Origin of the sequence: Tessaracoccus sp. O5.2, from assembly GCF_964266725.1 — a bacterium.
GTDB lineage: Bacteria > Actinomycetota > Actinomycetes > Propionibacteriales > Propionibacteriaceae > Arachnia > Arachnia lapidicapta.
In genome coordinates, this window is record NZ_CAXWGV010000004.1 from 84,527 (window position 1) to 99,518 (window position 14,992).

14 protein-coding genes and 2 tRNA genes are annotated in these 14,992 nt (G+C 71.3%); 11 read left to right on the top strand and 5 right to left on the bottom strand.

All coding sequences use genetic code 11. The features are described 5' to 3' along the window. The first annotated feature begins 22 nt into the window (after positions 1-22). Together ACFQPD_RS02850 and ACFQPD_RS02855 are read left to right on the top strand one after the other, a co-directional pair. Complete coding sequence (locus ACFQPD_RS02850) at positions 23-259, top strand: DUF485 domain-containing protein (protein ID WP_176715226.1); 237 nt, start codon at positions 23-25, stop codon at positions 257-259. Then, positions 256-1,686 (top strand): cation acetate symporter, encoded by a 1,431-nt coding sequence (locus tag ACFQPD_RS02855; RefSeq protein WP_385898223.1) that lies wholly within the window; start codon positions 256-258, stop codon positions 1,684-1,686. Before ACFQPD_RS02850 ends, ACFQPD_RS02855 begins: the two co-directional genes overlap by 4 nt. Here the strand turns inward: ACFQPD_RS02855 and ACFQPD_RS02860 are convergent. Further along, positions 1,592-2,491 (bottom strand): sigma-70 family RNA polymerase sigma factor, encoded by a 900-nt coding sequence (locus ACFQPD_RS02860; RefSeq protein WP_385898225.1) that lies wholly within the window; start codon positions 2,489-2,491, stop codon positions 1,592-1,594. The genes ACFQPD_RS02855 and ACFQPD_RS02860 overlap by 95 nt on opposite strands. Positions 2,492-2,598: 107 nt before the next feature. Here ACFQPD_RS02860 and ACFQPD_RS02865 point away from each other — a divergent pair, with 107 nt between their 5' ends. The 3 genes from ACFQPD_RS02865 (at position 2,599) to ACFQPD_RS02875 (ending at position 4,687) form a co-directional block, all read left to right on the top strand. After that, complete coding sequence (locus ACFQPD_RS02865; RefSeq protein ID WP_068752107.1) at positions 2,599-3,090, top strand: hypothetical protein; 492 nt, start codon at positions 2,599-2,601, stop codon at positions 3,088-3,090. Between the two features lie 56 nt (positions 3,091-3,146). Then, a tRNA-Asn gene (locus ACFQPD_RS02870) sits at positions 3,147-3,219 on the top strand. Positions 3,220-3,391: 172 nt separating this feature from the next. Beyond that, positions 3,392-4,687 (top strand): cation:proton antiporter, encoded by a 1,296-nt coding sequence (locus tag ACFQPD_RS02875; protein ID WP_385898227.1) that lies wholly within the window; start codon positions 3,392-3,394, stop codon positions 4,685-4,687. Here the strand turns inward: ACFQPD_RS02875 and ACFQPD_RS02880 are convergent. Further along, complete coding sequence (locus ACFQPD_RS02880; RefSeq protein ID WP_385898229.1) at positions 4,670-6,064, bottom strand: trehalose-6-phosphate synthase; 1,395 nt, start codon at positions 6,062-6,064, stop codon at positions 4,670-4,672. The two genes, ACFQPD_RS02875 and ACFQPD_RS02880, sit on opposite strands and share 18 nt — an antisense overlap. A gap of 63 nt (positions 6,065-6,127) precedes the next feature. Between ACFQPD_RS02880 and otsB the strand changes: the two genes are divergently transcribed. After that, a complete protein-coding gene (gene otsB / locus ACFQPD_RS02885) occupies positions 6,128-6,958 on the top strand; it encodes a trehalose-phosphatase (RefSeq protein ID WP_068752104.1) in 831 nt (276 codons plus the stop codon). Position 6,959: 1 nt separating this feature from the next. Here the strand turns inward: otsB and ACFQPD_RS02890 are convergent. Next, positions 6,960-7,033, bottom strand: a tRNA-Ile gene (locus ACFQPD_RS02890). Positions 7,034-7,071: 38 nt separating this feature from the next. After that, positions 7,072-7,953 carry a hypothetical protein gene (locus tag ACFQPD_RS02895; protein WP_385898232.1) on the bottom strand — a complete coding sequence of 294 codons (882 nt, stop codon included), beginning with the start codon at positions 7,951-7,953 and terminating at the stop codon, positions 7,072-7,074. A 127-nt stretch (positions 7,954-8,080) separates the two neighbouring features. Here ACFQPD_RS02895 and ACFQPD_RS02900 point away from each other — a divergent pair, with 127 nt between their 5' ends. The 5 genes from ACFQPD_RS02900 (at position 8,081) to ACFQPD_RS02920 (ending at position 12,996) form a co-directional block, all read left to right on the top strand. Next, the gene (locus ACFQPD_RS02900; RefSeq protein WP_068752102.1) at positions 8,081-9,145 is read left to right on the top strand and encodes a MoxR family ATPase; all 1,065 of its coding nucleotides are present in this window, start codon (positions 8,081-8,083) and stop codon (positions 9,143-9,145) included. A gap of 11 nt (positions 9,146-9,156) precedes the next feature. Further along, positions 9,157-10,185 (top strand): DUF58 domain-containing protein, encoded by a 1,029-nt coding sequence (locus ACFQPD_RS02905; protein WP_353080645.1) that lies wholly within the window; start codon positions 9,157-9,159, stop codon positions 10,183-10,185. Further along, a complete protein-coding gene (locus ACFQPD_RS02910; protein WP_385898234.1) occupies positions 10,182-11,141 on the top strand; it encodes a VWA domain-containing protein in 960 nt (319 codons plus the stop codon). Before ACFQPD_RS02905 ends, ACFQPD_RS02910 begins: the two co-directional genes overlap by 4 nt. Further along, complete coding sequence (locus ACFQPD_RS02915) at positions 11,129-12,094, top strand: VWA domain-containing protein (protein WP_385898236.1); 966 nt, start codon at positions 11,129-11,131, stop codon at positions 12,092-12,094. Before ACFQPD_RS02910 ends, ACFQPD_RS02915 begins: the two co-directional genes overlap by 13 nt. 212 nt (positions 12,095-12,306) lie before the next feature. Next, complete coding sequence (locus tag ACFQPD_RS02920; protein ID WP_385898239.1) at positions 12,307-12,996, top strand: YggS family pyridoxal phosphate-dependent enzyme; 690 nt, start codon at positions 12,307-12,309, stop codon at positions 12,994-12,996. On the opposite strand, the gene ACFQPD_RS02925 is transcribed toward ACFQPD_RS02920, so the two are convergent. Further along, the gene (locus ACFQPD_RS02925; protein ID WP_385898242.1) at positions 12,993-14,822 is read right to left on the bottom strand and encodes an alpha/beta hydrolase family protein; all 1,830 of its coding nucleotides are present in this window, start codon (positions 14,820-14,822) and stop codon (positions 12,993-12,995) included. The two genes, ACFQPD_RS02920 and ACFQPD_RS02925, sit on opposite strands and share 4 nt — an antisense overlap. Positions 14,823-14,992 lie beyond the last annotated feature (170 nt).

Genomic DNA, 14,992 nt, shown 5'->3' on the forward strand with positions numbered 1-14,992 from the left:
CCTGACAAAGTCCGGTATTGCATTGTCCGCATCGGCCTGCCTACATTATCTTCACGTCGAGACATCGATCTACGCCACCGACTTCATGGCCGCCCCCTTCCTCGGCCTCGAGGGCCTCAACACCGGCATCGTGCTCGGCCTGTTCCAGTTCGCCGTCGTGTGGGTGTGGACCGCCATCTACGTGCGGGTCGCCGACCGGCGACTCGACCCGCTGTCGACGGTTCTGCGTGAGCGTCTCGTGGACGGAGCTGACCTGTGATCCCCCTGGAGGCCGCCGCCTACGGCAACCCGCTGATCAACATCGGCGTCTTCGCGGTCTTCGTCGCCGCCACCCTCGGTGTCGTCATCGTCGTCAGCCGGCAGAAGTCCAAGGCATCGGACTTCTACACGGGCGGCGCGAAGTTCTCGGGCCGCCAGAACGGACTCGCGATCACCGGCGACTACCTCTCGGCGGCCACCTCCACGCTCGTGATCTCGTTCGTCTACCTGTTGGCGCAGATGGCCGGTGCCGGCGGGCTGGTCGCGCTGCTGCTTGGCGTCTCGGACCGGTCGATGCAGGGCGTGGTGATCGGGCTGGTGGGCGTGCTGATGATCGTCTACGTGCTCATCGGCGGCATGAAGGGCACGACTTGGGTGCAGATGATCAAGGCGGTGCTCCTCGTCACCGGCGCTGCGGTGATGACCCTTCTCGTGCTGATGGGCGACGGGTTCAACCTCGATGCGCTGGCCCTTGCGGCCCAGCAGGCGGCGCTGGATCCGGCCACCGGCACGGGCAAGGATCTGCTGGAGCCCATGGGCCGCTACGGTGCGTCGGAGTTCACCAAGCTGTCGTTCCTGTCGCTGTCGCTGGCGCTCATCGCAGGCCCTTCCGGGCTGCCGCACGTGCTCATGCGCTTCTACACCGTGCCCACGGCGCGGGAGGCGCGCCGCTCCGCGGTGTGGGCCATCATCCTCGTCGGGATCTTCTTCCTGTTCACTCTCGTGCTGGGGCTCGGGGCCGCCAAGCTCGTCGGGCAGCAGGCCATCCTCGCCGCCCCCGGTGGCGCCAACTCCGCGGCGCCCCTCCTGGCGCTCGGCCTCGGCGGCGAGGTCTTCATGGGGGTCATCTCCGGCGTCGCGTTCGCGACGATCCTGGCCGTCGTGGCGGGGCTGACCATCACCGCGTCGGCGTCGTTCGCCCACGACGTGTACAACTCGATCCTCAAGGACGGCAAGGCCGACCCGGCGCAGGAGGTCCGCGTCGCGCGCATCACGTCGGTCGTCGTCGGGGTGCTCGCGATCCTCGGTGGCATCGCCGCCAACGGTCAGAACATCGCCTTCCTGATCTCGCTGGCGTTCGCTGTCGCGGCCTCCGCCAACCTGCCGTCGATCCTGTACACGCTGTACTGGCGGCGCTTCACCACGCGCGGGTCGGTGTGGTCCATCTACACCGGCCTCGTGTCGGCGACCCTGCTCATCGTCTTCTCGCCAGCGATCTCGGGATCGCCCGGGTCGATGTTGGGGGAGGGGATCGACTTCTCGTGGTTCCCGCTCGACAACCCCGCCCTGGTCAGCGTGCCGCTCGCCTTCCTGGCAGGCTTCCTGGGCACCGTCACCTCGAGCCGGCGCGGCGACGAGGAGTTCGCGATCGAGATGGAGGTTCGCTCGATGACGGGAGCAGGGGCGGGCGAGGCGATCGTCCACTGACGGGCACCGTCGTCCGGTCGCCACTGAGCAGCGCCCGTGCCGCGATCAGCGCCTCGCGCTCCCAGCGGAACACCGTCGACGGGGAGGCGCCCAGCCGCTCGGCCGCCGCGGCCAGGGTGTGCGGGGTGGCGCCAATGCCGTAGCGCAACTCCAGCACCCGCCGGTCCCGGGGGGTGAGCAGCTCGAGGAAGTCGAGGCCGTGGCCGACGTCGGCGAAGGAGTCCTCGGTGGCGGGGTCGGCGATCGTCGCCTCGTCGAGGCTCAGCCATCGCACCATGGCCCGCTGGGCGGCGGCCGCCGACACGCCGGCGGCCGCCGCAGCCTCGCCCAGGTCGGCCGCGGCACCGGCCGACTGCCGTGCATCGAGTTCGGCCCGGAGCCGCCGCGCGGCCCGGCGTTCCCACCGCGTCAGGGTGGGGCGGCCGGTGCGATGGCGGCTGCCGTCGCCCAACGCCCACGACACGCTCTCGAACGCGAAGGTCGTGAAGCGGGTCCCGCGGGTGAAGTCGTAGCGGAGGATCGCCTCCGCCACGGCGACGCAGGCGTCCTGGAACAGGTCCTCGGCGGGGAGGCCGCGGGCCACTGCGGCGCGCCTCGCCTGCTGCATGGCGATGCGCATCCCCGCCGACCACATCCGGGCCTGGGCCTCCCTGCCCAGAGCCACGACTCGTTCCAGCTCCGGATCCGCGCCCCGCGAGGCGAGGAGCTGCTCGGCGTACACCCCGGCCTCGACGGCGCGGGCGAGCTCTTCATCCTGCCCGGGGCGGAGATCGACCGCGGGCAGCTGCATCGTGTTGAGGTCCATGGCGCCAGCCTCGGCCGCCGCCGGGATCACCGGGGGGCGGATCGCGCCGCCTGTGGATGGATCCGCTACGCGCGGCGCGGTTGTCCACAGAGGAGCACAATGGTGCTATGGAGCTGTTCAATCGCCTGGATCCCGAGCTGATCGAGGAACTCGACACCGTGCTCGGCCACCGCGCTGACGTCCTCGCGCACGGCATCGGCGAGGGGGTGGTGCTGGTCGGCACCCGAACCGGCCTCGCCCGCCGCATGGGCGACACCTGGCGGGTGTGGGGATGGGAGGAGATCGGCAGCGGGTCGTGGTCCGGCGAGGGCAGCACCTTCCGGTGGCGGACTGTCGAGGGCGAACGATTCGAGGCCCGGCTGGATGAGCCGGGGCGACTCCCGGAGCTGTTCCAGGAACGCGTGCAGGCGTCGACGGTGGTGCAGAGCACGGTGGAGGCCCCGCGAGGCCAGGTGCAGATCGTCGGCCGTCGCAGCCTCGGACACCATCCCACCATGCACTGGTACGCCGTCCCGTCGGGCGGCGCTGACCTGGCCGATCCCCGGACGCGGGAGCTCGTGGTCGCCGAGACGGACCGGCTGAAGACCGAGTACTTCTGATTTCGCCGCATCACGGATGATCTGCTAACGTTCTTCCTCGCGTGGGTAACCACTGATCCCTGGTAGCTCAATTGGCAGAGCATTCGACTGTTAATCGAAGGGTTACTGGTTCGAGTCCAGTCCGGGGAGCCGACGGACAAGCCGTTCTGACCAGCTGAACGCTGGTGAGAACGGCTTGTTCTTGTTTCCGCGGGCGTCTGCCTCGTCCCGCCCAGCCCGGCTGAGGCCGTCTCCGACCGCCGAACACCTCCACCGGCTTGGCACGGCATACTGCGTGAGTGAGGGCAGAGGAGTCACGGACATGAGCGCCGATGCGGTGTGGCTGGTAGCCGGGCTGGCGTTGTTCGTCGCCGTCCTGGCTCCGGTGCTGGTTCGGTCGATCGCGCTGTCCGCACCCATGGTGCTCCTGCTCCTCGGCATGCTCATCGGGCTGCTGCCGATGCCGGACGGATGGTCCCTCGACCCTGTCGCGGGTCGGAAGGTCGTCGAGCACGTCACCGAGGTCGCCGTGCTCGTCGCGCTCATGGGCGTGGGCCTCGCGTTGGATCGGCCGCTGAGCAGAGACACCTGGCGCTCGTGGTCCCCGACGTGGCGGCTGCTGCTCGTCGCGATGCCCCTGACGATCGCCGCCATCTTCGTCCTGGGATGGACCGTCCTGGGGGTGGCCGCCCCGGCGGCCCTCCTGCTGGGTGCCTGCCTCGCTCCCACCGATCCGGTGCTCGCCGGCGACGTGCAGGTCGACGGCCCGAGCACGGGCGGCTCGGCGGAGGAAGCGGAGCCTGACGAGCGCAACGAGGTGAAGTTCGCGCTCACCTCCGAGGCGGGCCTCAACGACGGCCTCGCGTTCCCGTTCGTCTACGCCGCCGTGTTCCTCGCATCCCGCGGGCCGGTCTCCGAGTGGGGAGCCGGCTGGCTCGCCTGGGAACTGGTCGGCAAGATCTTGCTCGGGGTCCTGGTCGGCGCGCTCGTCGGCTGGGGTCTCGGGCGGCTCGCCTTCCGGGCCGCGGACCACCGCCTGCGGATCGCGGAGCGCGGTGAGCCGCTGCTGGCCGTCGCCGCCCTGGTGCTGTCCTACGGGGCGACGGAGGTCGCCGGCGGGTACGGATTCCTCGGCGTGTTCGCCTGCGGCCTGGCTTTACGCAGCGTCGAGCGCCACCACGACCACCATCGGGCCATGCATCAGGTGGTCGGCTATCTGGAACGGCTGCTGATCCTCGTCATCCTGCTCTTCCTAGGCATGGCGCTGACCCGCACCCTGCTCGGCGGCGTGGACTGGCGCGCCGTCGTCCTCGCGTTCTCGCTCGTGTTCGTCATCCGGCCCCTCGCCGCGTGGGTGTCGCTCACCCTGGCGCCGCGGGACCCGGACCAGCCCGGAGGACTCCAGCCGGCCGAGCGACTCGTCGCGGCGTTCTTCGGGGTCCGTGGCGTCGGATCCCTCTACTACCTGGCCTACGCCGGTGGCTTGGTCGCCCTCCCGGACGAGCAGTGGCTCTGGTCGGCGGTCGCCTTCACGATCCTGCTGTCGGTCGTGGTGCACGGGGCGGCGTCGACGCCGGCACTACGCCGGCTTGACCCCCGATCAGTCCAGCCCGGCTAAGTCCCCGAGGAACGCGTCCGCCCAGTGGTCGATGGTGTTGGCCTTGACCTGCTTCTTCAGCGCCCGCATGCGCCGCTCCCGCGCCTTCAGGGGATCGGTGGCGGCCTGCATGAGGACCGCCTTCATGCCGTTGAGGTCGTAGGGGTTGACCAGATAGGCCTGCTTCAGTTCCAGGGCGGCACCGGCGAACTCGCTGAGCACGAGGGCTCCGCCGGTGTTCGGATGGCAGGCCACGTATTCCTTCGCGACGAGGTTCATCCCGTCGCGCAGGGGCGTCACCACCATGACGTCGGCGATGCGGTACATCGCCGCCATCGTCTGGCGGGGGAACCCGGCGTGCCGGTAGACGATCGCGGGCCGGCCGATGCCCCCCACCTCGGAATTGATGCGTCCCACCAGCAGATCGATGTCGTCGCGCAGGCGCTTGTACTCCTCCACGCGCTCCCGTGAGGGCGTGGCCACCTGGAGGAACACGTCCTCCGCCGGGTTCAGCTTGCCCTCCTCGAACAGCTCTCCCATGGCCCGGATGCGCTGCCGCAGCCCCTTGGTGTAGTCGAGACGGTCGACCCCCAGGAAGATGCGCTTGGGGTGGCCCAATTCCTCCAGCAACGCCTCGGACTCGGCGATGACCTCAGGGGAGTTCGCCAGGTCCTCGAAACCCTGCGTGTCGATGGAGATGGGGTAGGCGCGCGCCACGCTGGCATGGGAGTCGGTGACCTTCACACGGTCCCGCTCGACCTTCAGGCCGGTCTGCCGCCGCACGAGGCGCAGGAAGTTCGCGGCGCCGCCCGGGACCTGGAAACCCACGAGGTCCGCGCCGAGGAGCCCTTCGAGGATCTCCGTGCGCCACGGCAGCTGCAGGAACAACTCGATGGGGGGGAAGGGGATGTGCAGGAAGAAGCCGATCCTGAGGTCGGGCCGCAGCTCCCGCAGCATCTGCGGCACCAGCTGCAGCTGGTAGTCCTGTACCCAGACCGTGGCGCCCTCGTCGGCCGCCTCCGCCGCCGCTTCCGCGAACCGACGGTTGACGGTCACGTAGGCGTCCCACCACTCCCGATGGAACTCGGGGAACGCGACGGTGTCGTGGTAGAGGGGCCAGAGGGTGGCGTTGGAGAAGCCCTCGTAATACTCCTCGTACTCGGCGGCGCTCAGGGGGACGGGCACCACCGAATAGCCGTCGTGCTCGAACGGGGCGACCTGCTCGTCCGCGGCCCCGTGCCATCCGATCCAGGCCCCGCCGCGCTGGCGCATCACGGGTTCCAGCGCCGTGACCAGGCCTCCGGGTGAGGTCCGCCAGTCCACGCTCCCATCGGATGCGGTGACGCGGTCCACGGGCAGGCGATTGGCGACGACGACGAAGCTGGCGAGTTGCGACATTGGTTCCTCCTGCTCTACACCCTAGCGACTGGCCGGGACGATCCGCCGTGGCAGAGTGTGGGCATGACTTCTTGGCGAGCCATCTCAGACGCAGCCCACGAGTTCTTCGACGCCGCGGCGGCGGCCCCGGACCGGGTCCTTGTCGCCATGGATTTCGACGGCACCCTGGCCCCGATCGTCGACGATCCGGACCTCTCCGCGCTGCATCCCGCGGCCGCGACCGCGCTCACGGAGTTGGGCCATCGAGTGGGCCATCTCGTCGTCATCACGGGCCGCCCGGTCGAGACGGTGGTGCGGCTCGGCCGGCTGGCGGAGCGGCCTGGCCTGGACCGCTTGGTGGTCCTGGGCCAGTACGGAGCAGAGCGGTGGGATGCGGCGACTGGCGTCGCCACCCCGCCCGAGACCCCGCAGAGCGTCGCTGTGGCCACCGTCGAGCTGGAGCGGCTGCTCGACGAGGTCGGCCCGCCCGGGGTGCACCTGGAGCACAAGGGCCGGGCGGTCGGGGTGCACACCCGGCGCTGCCCGGATCCGGCGGCCGCTTTCGCCGAGCTGAAGCCGCACGTCGCGCGCATCGCTGCCGCCAACGGCCTGGTCCTGGAGCCCGGAAAATTCATCCTCGAGCTGCGCGCGTCGACGGTCACCAAGGGCGAGGCGCTCAGGGACATCGTCGAGGAGACCGGTGCGCTGGTCGTGGCGATGTGCGGCGACGATCTGGGCGACCTGCCAGCGTTCGATCTCCTGGACGACCTCGCGGCGGCCGGTCTGGCCACCTGCCGCGTGGTCAGCGGCTCGGCCGAGCTCCCGGCGCTCGGCGACCGGGCCGACGTCCTGGCCGACGGGCCGGCGGGGGTGGCCGCGTGGTTGTCGGAGGTGGCGTCGCGCGTCGGCGCCTGAGTGGGGCGAGCGGGGCTCGAACCCGCGACCCGCGGATTATGAGTCCGCTGCACTAACCGGCTGTGCTATCGCCCCGTGACGGGCCGCCAGCATAGCGCGGCCGGCTGGGCCGGTCAGAGCCGAGGGTTGACCGTCGGGGCGCCGGGACCGGACTGCTCTCCGCTGGGCTGGTTCATCGACGGGCTGTCCGAGTAGGGGCCCGGGTCGCTGCCGGGAGACGGTGTGCCGCTGCCCGACGGCGACTGGGGCTCACCCGACTGCGAGCCAGTCTGCGAGCCGGACGGCGAGCCGGAGCCGCTGCCCTCGCCCATCGAGGGGATCGGCTGGGGCGCGTTGACGGGCGGCTGGTTCTGGAACGCGAGGATCGCCAGCAGGATCGCGACGGCGGTGATCAGCGCCATGAGCAGGAACGACACCAGCATCGTGATCCACCCGGCGCGGTCCGTGCGGCCGGGCCAGGGGAGCGGCCACGCACGGGTCGGTCCGGTGCCCGTGCGGTCGATCCAGTGCAGCCGGTAGTCGGGCCCGGACGGCTCGCTGAGCGGCGGGCTCATCGACAGGTCGACCGCCCGCAACACGCGGTCGGCCTCCAGAACGGCGGCCAGCGAGCCGTCGAAGGCCAGCGCCGCCCAGGGGGCGAGCGGACCGTGGTCCGCGAGGGCCGGGTCCTCGGCCTCCCCGCGGAATCGCACTGCCATGCGGCCGTCGTCCTGGTCCTGCCCGCCGCGGGCGACCACGGTGTCGATGTGCATGGCGTTGACCTCGCCGGCGAAGCGCGCGCGCGCCGCGGGGTCGGCGGCCGCGCCCTCGGACAGCAGGATGAGCAGGACCGCGTCTCCGCGGTCCTCGTGCGCCGCGAACGCCGTGCCGGCCGGGGTCGCGGTGAGGCGCGAGTCGAGCCAGAAGTCTCCGACCCGCGCCGGGTCGTCGTCGCGGAGCGGATGGTGACCGGCCATCGGGGCCGGGTCGCGGCCGGCGTCGTCGTGGGTGCTCATCGGTACCATCAAACCACGCGTCACCGGGCGGGCGCGTGTCCGGTCGGCGCGCTCGGGCCCGCGGGAGCGCTTCCTCCGGGCGCTATCGTTGGGCGCGGGTCACGACCGAACCAGAAGGAGTCACCGCGTGAGCACACCGTCGATCGACGAGACCGATCTGCCGCGCGACGTCGCCGGGGCCGCACGCCTGCTGGGCGACGCGATCAGCCAGGTGCAGCGGGTCATCGTCGGCCAGGAGCACATGGTGCAGCAGCTGATGGTGGCGCTGCTGGCGAAGGGCCACTGCCTGCTCGAGGGCGTGCCCGGCGTCGCGAAGACCCTGGCCGTCCGGTCGTTCGCGACCGTCGTCGGCGGCGACTTTGCGCGGGTGCAGTTCACCCCGGACCTCGTGCCCTCGGACATCGTCGGCACGCGCATCTATTCCGCGCGGACGGAGAGCTTCGAGATCGAGCTCGGCCCCGTGTTCGTCAACTTCGTCCTGGCCGACGAGATCAACAGAGCTCCCGCCAAGGTGCAGTCCGCGATGCTCGAGCTGATGGCCGAGAAGCAGGTGTCCATCGGGGGCCGCACCTACCCCGCGCCGAAGCCCTTCATCGTCATCGCCACCCAGAACCCCATCGAGTCGGAGGGCGTCTACCCGCTGCCCGAGGCCCAGCGGGACCGCTTTCTCCTCAAGGTGGATGTGCCCTACCCGCGCGGCAACGAGGAGCTGGAGATTCTGCGCCGCATGAGCGTCAGCCCGCCGGAGGCGAACCGGGTCCTCGACCCGGCGTCGGTGCGCCATCTGCAGGACATGGCTTCCAACGTGTTCGTCCACAACCTGGTGGCCGAGTACATCGTGCGGCTGGTGCTCGCCTCCCGGACCCCCGCCGATTTCGGCATGCCGGACCTCACCGGCGTCATCCAGATCGGCTGCTCGCCGCGCGCGACCCTGGGCCTCGTGGCCGCCTCGCGGGCGCTGGCGCTCATCAACGGCCGCGACTACGTGCTCCCCACCGACGTGCAGGCCGTCGCCCGCGACGTCATGGCGCACCGCATCGTGCTGGCCTTCGACGCCGTGGCGGACAACATCAACCCCACCGACGTCGTCGACCGCATCGTCGCCATGGTTCCGGCACCCACACCCGTGTGGAACGAGCAGCAGCGCGAGGCGGCGCACCAGAGCCATGCCCACCAGCCCGGGCGCAGCTGAGGGACCGCCCCGTGGCCCGACCCGACGAGAGCGGCGCCGAATGGTCGGTCCTCAGGCCGCCCACCGGGCCGACGATCCCACTGACGCGGCTCGCCCCCGAGGCGGCCCTGCGCCGGCTCGAACTGACGATCGTGCGCCGGCTGGAGGGCTTCCTCCACGGTGACCACCTGGGGCTGCTGCCGGGTGCCGGCTCCGACACCAACGACGCGCGCGTCTATCAGCCGGGCCAGGACGACGTCCGCAAGATCGACTGGGCCGTCACGGCCCGCACGACCGTCCCGCACGTCCGCGACACCATGGCCGACCGCGAGCTGGAGGTCTGGGCCCTGCTCGACGTGACCCCGTCGATGAACTGGGGGACCGAGGGCGTCACCAAGCGCGACCTGGGGATCGCGGCGATCGCCACCATCGGCTTCCTCAGCCAGCGGATGGGCGACCGTTTCGGAGGCATGATGATGCTTCCCGACCAGGTCAAGCGCCTGCCCGCCCGTTCAGGCCGCACAGCGCTCTACGGTCTGCTGCGCAAAATGCTCGTCGAGCCGATCGTGCCGGACCACGCCCCGGGCGACCTCGAACTCGCCGACGGCATCGAACACATGACCCGGTCCCAGCGGCGGCGCGGCATGCGCGTGATCGTCTCGGACTTCCTCACGCCGGGCGACTCGGAGCTGGATCCCGAGGTCCCGCCGCCGTGGGAGAAGGCGGTGCGCCGGCTGGCCGTGCGTAACCAGGTCCTCTGCGTCGAGGTCGTCGACCGACACGAACTGGAGCTGCCCGACGTCGGCGAGATGCTCATCCACGACCCGGAGACCTCGTTCGCGCGCTACGTCAACACCTCCGACGACGCCGCCCGGCGCCGCATGGACGCCGCCACCCGGGCTCAGCGCGAGCGGGTGCGCGTCGCGTTGCGGCGCGCCGGCGCCGGACACATCCAGCTCCGCACGGACCGGGACTGGGTGGCAGACATCGCCCGGTTCGTCCTCAACTACCGGCGCATCGCGGGCATGCTGCACCAGCCCCCCCAGGGGGTGAGCAAGTGATCCCGGAGTTCGAGAACCCGGAGCGGCTGTGGACGCTGCTCCTGCTGCCCGTGCTCGTCATCGTCTACCTCGTGCTGCTGCGGCTCAAGGGCCGCGTCGCGTTGCGGTTCACCAACACCGGGGTCCTCAACCGCGTCGTCGGTGCGCAGCGCCGCTGGACCCGGCATCTCGCGGTGGCGATGTCGCTGGCGTCTCTGGTGGCCTTGGGTCTTGCCTACGCGAACCCGCTCGGTACCGAGCGTCAGCCCCGCGAGCGGGCGACGGTGGTCCTCGTGGTCGACACCTCGCTGTCCATGTCGGCCGAGGACGTCGAGCCCTCCCGGCTCCAGGCGGCGAAGTCCGCCGCCGGCACCTTCGTCGAGAACCTCCCCGACAGCTTCAACGTGGCCGTGGTCGCCCTGTCCGGCCGCCCCTCGATCGTCGTCCCCCCGACCACTGACCGGGGCGTCACGCAGCGCGCCATCGCGGCCCTGGAACTCGCCGACGGCACGGCCATCGGCGACTCCATCGACGCCGCGCTGCGCGCGGTGGACCAGGCGCCCCCCGGAGAGGACGACGAGGAGCCGGCGCCGGCCATGATCGTCCTGCTCTCCGACGGCGCCTCCACCGAGGGCGCAGCCCCGGACCAGGCGGTGAGCCGCGCCAAGGGCCGCGACATCCCGGTGTTCACGATCGCCTACGGCACCCAGAACGGTTTCGTCGACATCGACGGCCAGCGCGAGAACGTCGCTCCCGACGCCGCGACGCTGGAGCGGATCGCTGTCGAGACCGGCGGACGCTCGGTCGACGCCGACGACGCCGAGTCCCTCGCGACGGCGTATCGACAGATCGGCTCCGTGGTCGGCTATGAGGACGTCAAGAAGCCCATCACGGCGCAGTACGCGTTCGCCGCCCTGGGGTTCGCCATCGTGGCCGCTCTGGGGGCCGTCATGATGGCCGCGAGGTGGCCGCGATGACGCCCCTCATGCTGGAGTTCATGCGACCCGAGCGGCTGTGGGCGCTGGCCATCATCCCGCTCATCGCGGTCCTGTACGTCCTGCTCGCCGGGCGCCGCGTCGAGCGACCGATGAGCAGCCGCCTGCGGGTCGTCCTGCCCCGTGACGCCGCGTGGAAGCGGCACGGCGCCGTCCTGCTCGCGCTCCTGAGCCTCGGCTCGCTCATCATCGCGTGGGCGGTGCCGAAGGACTACGTCGATCAGCCGCGCGACCGGGCCACCATCGTCGTCGCGCTCGACGTCTCCTGGTCCATGGAGGCCGAGGACGTCGAACCCAACCGGCTCGCGGCGGCCCAGGCCGGCGCCAAGGCCTTCATCGACTCGCTGCCCGAGAGGTTCAACGTGGCGCTGGTCACGTTCGCGGGCACGCCGGACATCGCGGTGCCCCCGACCATCGACCGTGGTGCCGTCGCCCGGGCCATCGACGCCGTCCAACTCGCACCCTCGACGGCGGTCGGGGAGGGCGTCTACGCCAGCCTCAAGGCGTTGACGCTGGTGGCCCCGGACCCGGACGACCCGGAGGCCGTCGCCCCCGCCGCGATCGTCCTGCTGTCCGACGGCGCGACCAACATCGGCCGGAGCTCGGCCGGCGCGGCCGAACTGGCGGCGAGCCAGGAGGTTCCCGTCTACACCATCGCGTACGGCACCGACAACGGCTATGTCGAGCAGGACGGGCAACGCCAGCGGGTCGCCGTCGACCACTACGAGCTGTCCGAGATCGCCCGACTCTCGGGTGGCAAGAAGTACGCGGCGGAGAACAGCGGTCAGCTGCGCGAGGTGTACGAAGCCATCCGGCGCTCGGTCGGGACGGAGCGGGTGCCGGCCGAGGTGACCGACCGCTACGCGGGGCTCGCCATCATCTTCGCCGCCCTGGCCGCGCTCGGCGTCATCTCGCTGGGCGCCCGTTGGCCCTGATCGGGCGTACCGGGTCGTACGGGTTCGGTACCGAATTGGACCAGCGCCAGCCACTGCCACGTACGGGCACTACCGTGGGGGTCAGCTCACTCATCCGGGCCGGGTGGGTCGTTGGCCTGTATGGGGGGGGGCCAACGGCCCACCCGATTGCCTGTCCCCGCCCGGCCGGTGCTTGAATGGACCGTGGGGCCCTGACGATCGGGAGGTGAGGCGTGGCGAGCATCGCTGAGCGCCTGGCCGCCGTCCGGGCCGACATCGATGACGCCTGCCGCGAGGCCGGCCGCGACCCCGCCGAGGTCCGGCTGCTGCCGGTGTCGAAGTACCACACTGTTGACAGCATCCGAGAGGCGCGCGCCGCCGGATACGTCCTCTTCGGCGAGAACAAGGTGCAGGAGATGGCCGCCAAGCACGCGGCCCTGCACGGGGAGGGGATCGGGTTCGCCGTCATCGGTCACGTCCAGACGAACAAGGCCCGCCAGGTCGCGGAGCTCGCAGCAGAACTGCACTCCCTGGACAGCATCCGCCTGGCCGAGGCGCTCCAGCGTCGTCTGGAGGGAACGGGGCGCCGCCTTCCGGTCCTGATCCAGGTCAACACCTCCGCAGAGGAGGCCAAGTCCGGCGTCCGGCCCGACGAGGCGGCCGCGTTCGCCGCCGCACTCAGGCCCTACGACCTGCTCGAGGCCCGCGGCCTCATGACCATGGCGGTCAACAGCCCGGACCGCGATGCGGTGGCGGCCTGCTTCCGCACCCTCGCGGGGCTGCGGGACGCGCTGCGTGACGCCGACGGGGGCGGTTGGGACGACCTGAGCATGGGCATGTCAGGGGACTACCGCATCGCCATCACGCACGGCGCCACGACGGTCCGGCTGGGGACCGCGGTGTTCGGCCCCCGCGAGAACTAGGAGAGGTTCTCGATCGCGAGCCGCGGCACGTCAGGGCTGGGGGCCATCCCGAACACCTGCTCCAGGAACGACACCTGCGACTCCAACGCGGCACGCCGAGCCGACATCGAGCGGAACCCGTGACCCTCACCGTCGAACATGACCAGCGCCACCGGGAGCCCCGCGGCGCGGACTGCCTCCGCCATGCGCTCGGCCTGGTCCGGGGGCACCACCTTGTCGTCGGTGCCCTGCAGGATCAGCATCGGGGTGCGGAGCCGGTCCAGATGGTTGATGGGCGAGCGGGCCTCGTACACCTCGCGCCCGGCCGGCCAGGGAGCGATGAGCGAGTCCAGATAGCGTGACTCGGCCTTGTGCGTGTCGGTGGCGAGGGTCGGCAGGTAGCCGATGCCGTAGCGGCTGATGCCGGCGGCGTAGACGTCGGTCGACACGAGTGACTTCAAGGTGGTGTACCCGCCGGCGCTGCCGCCGGTGATCGCGACCCGATGGGCGTCGACGGTCCCGTCCGACGCCAGGACGCCGACCACCGCGGCGGCGTCGGCGACGTCGAGCTCGCCCCAGGCGCCGCGCAGCCGGTCACGGTAGGCGCGTCCGAAGCCGGTGGACCCCGAGTAGTTGACGTCGACCACCGCGAATCCGCGCGAGACCCAGAACTGGATGCCGGGATCGTAGGACGCCGTCGTCATCGAGGTGGGCCCGCCGTGCGTCAGCACGATCAGCGGGGGTCGGGGCGTGCCGGGCAGGTAGAGCCATGCGTGCACCGGGCCGGCCGGCCCGTCTGCCCAGACGGCCCGCGGGGCGGCGACGACCCGGCCGGACCCGCCACCGGCCAGGATGCGGTGCGTTCCGTCGGGGTGGAGCCCCACCAGGGTCGCGGGCCGGTCCGGCCACTCCGCGACGGCGTAGAGGACGCCATCGTGTGCCGCGACCGACTCGATCGACGTCGTCCCGGGGAGCGGGTGGGTGACGGCGCCGGTGCGGGGATCCCACACGGCCAGCGACCCGATGCCGCCGTCGAACTCCACGGAGGCGATGGCGCCGCCCGCCACGACGGCGGCCACCGGGGGCGTGAGGACCCAGGTGGGGACGTCGCAGTCGTGCGGGACGCGCCACGCGGGTCCGTCCTCGACGCGCCAGTTCCAGAACCCCGACTCGTCCGTGGTGTGGGCGAGCCTGCCGTCATCCAGCCACAGGGGCCGCTGGGCCGACACGCCGGGGCGGGCCGACACGGCGCGCGCGAGGCCGGGATCGGCGAGCGGGGCGGTCCAGACCTCGCTGGTGTCCCAGCTCATGTCGGGGTGGTTCCACTGGTACCAGGCGAGCTGGCCGGCCCGGAGGCGGAGGCCGGCGTAGAAGTCGGCGCCCGTGACCAGGACGCGGCCGCCGTCGGGATTGTCCGACGACAGCGACAGCGCGACGATCTCGGTGCGCGGCTCCGGCGACGCGGAGTGGTCCTCCCGCACCGCCAGGAGAACTCCGTCGGCTGCGCTGAGGGCCAGGCCGCCGTAGACGAAGGGCGAGTCGGCCGGCGTCAGGGGCGTCCGGCGATCGCCGTCGACCAGCCAGACGCGCCGGGTGCGATCGTCGCAATGGGCCAGCAGATGGCCGTCGACGGCGTAGGCGCCGCCGCCGTACTCCATGACGCGCGAGCGAACCTGTGCCTCGGGGGTGAGGTCGGTCACGGTGCCGTCGGCCAGGCGGCGCACGGTCACCCGGCCGTCCTCCGCGGCGATGGTCGCCAGCCAGTGGACACCGGCGGACGTGGCCGTGACCTGGGACACGGCGTCGGGATAGTGCAGGACGGCATCGAGCGGCAGGGGGTCGCGCATGCGGTCCTGTCTACCGGCCCGGAGGCGGCCGCACAACCGGGCACGTGATGCCTCATGTCAATACCTCCGGGTGAACTGATCGTTGCCTCAGCAGTGAACCTCCGGTTCGCCAGGTCGTTGCCTCACCTGTTTCCTCCGGTTAGCCGGTCGCGGTCCGGCGTTGCCGGGCG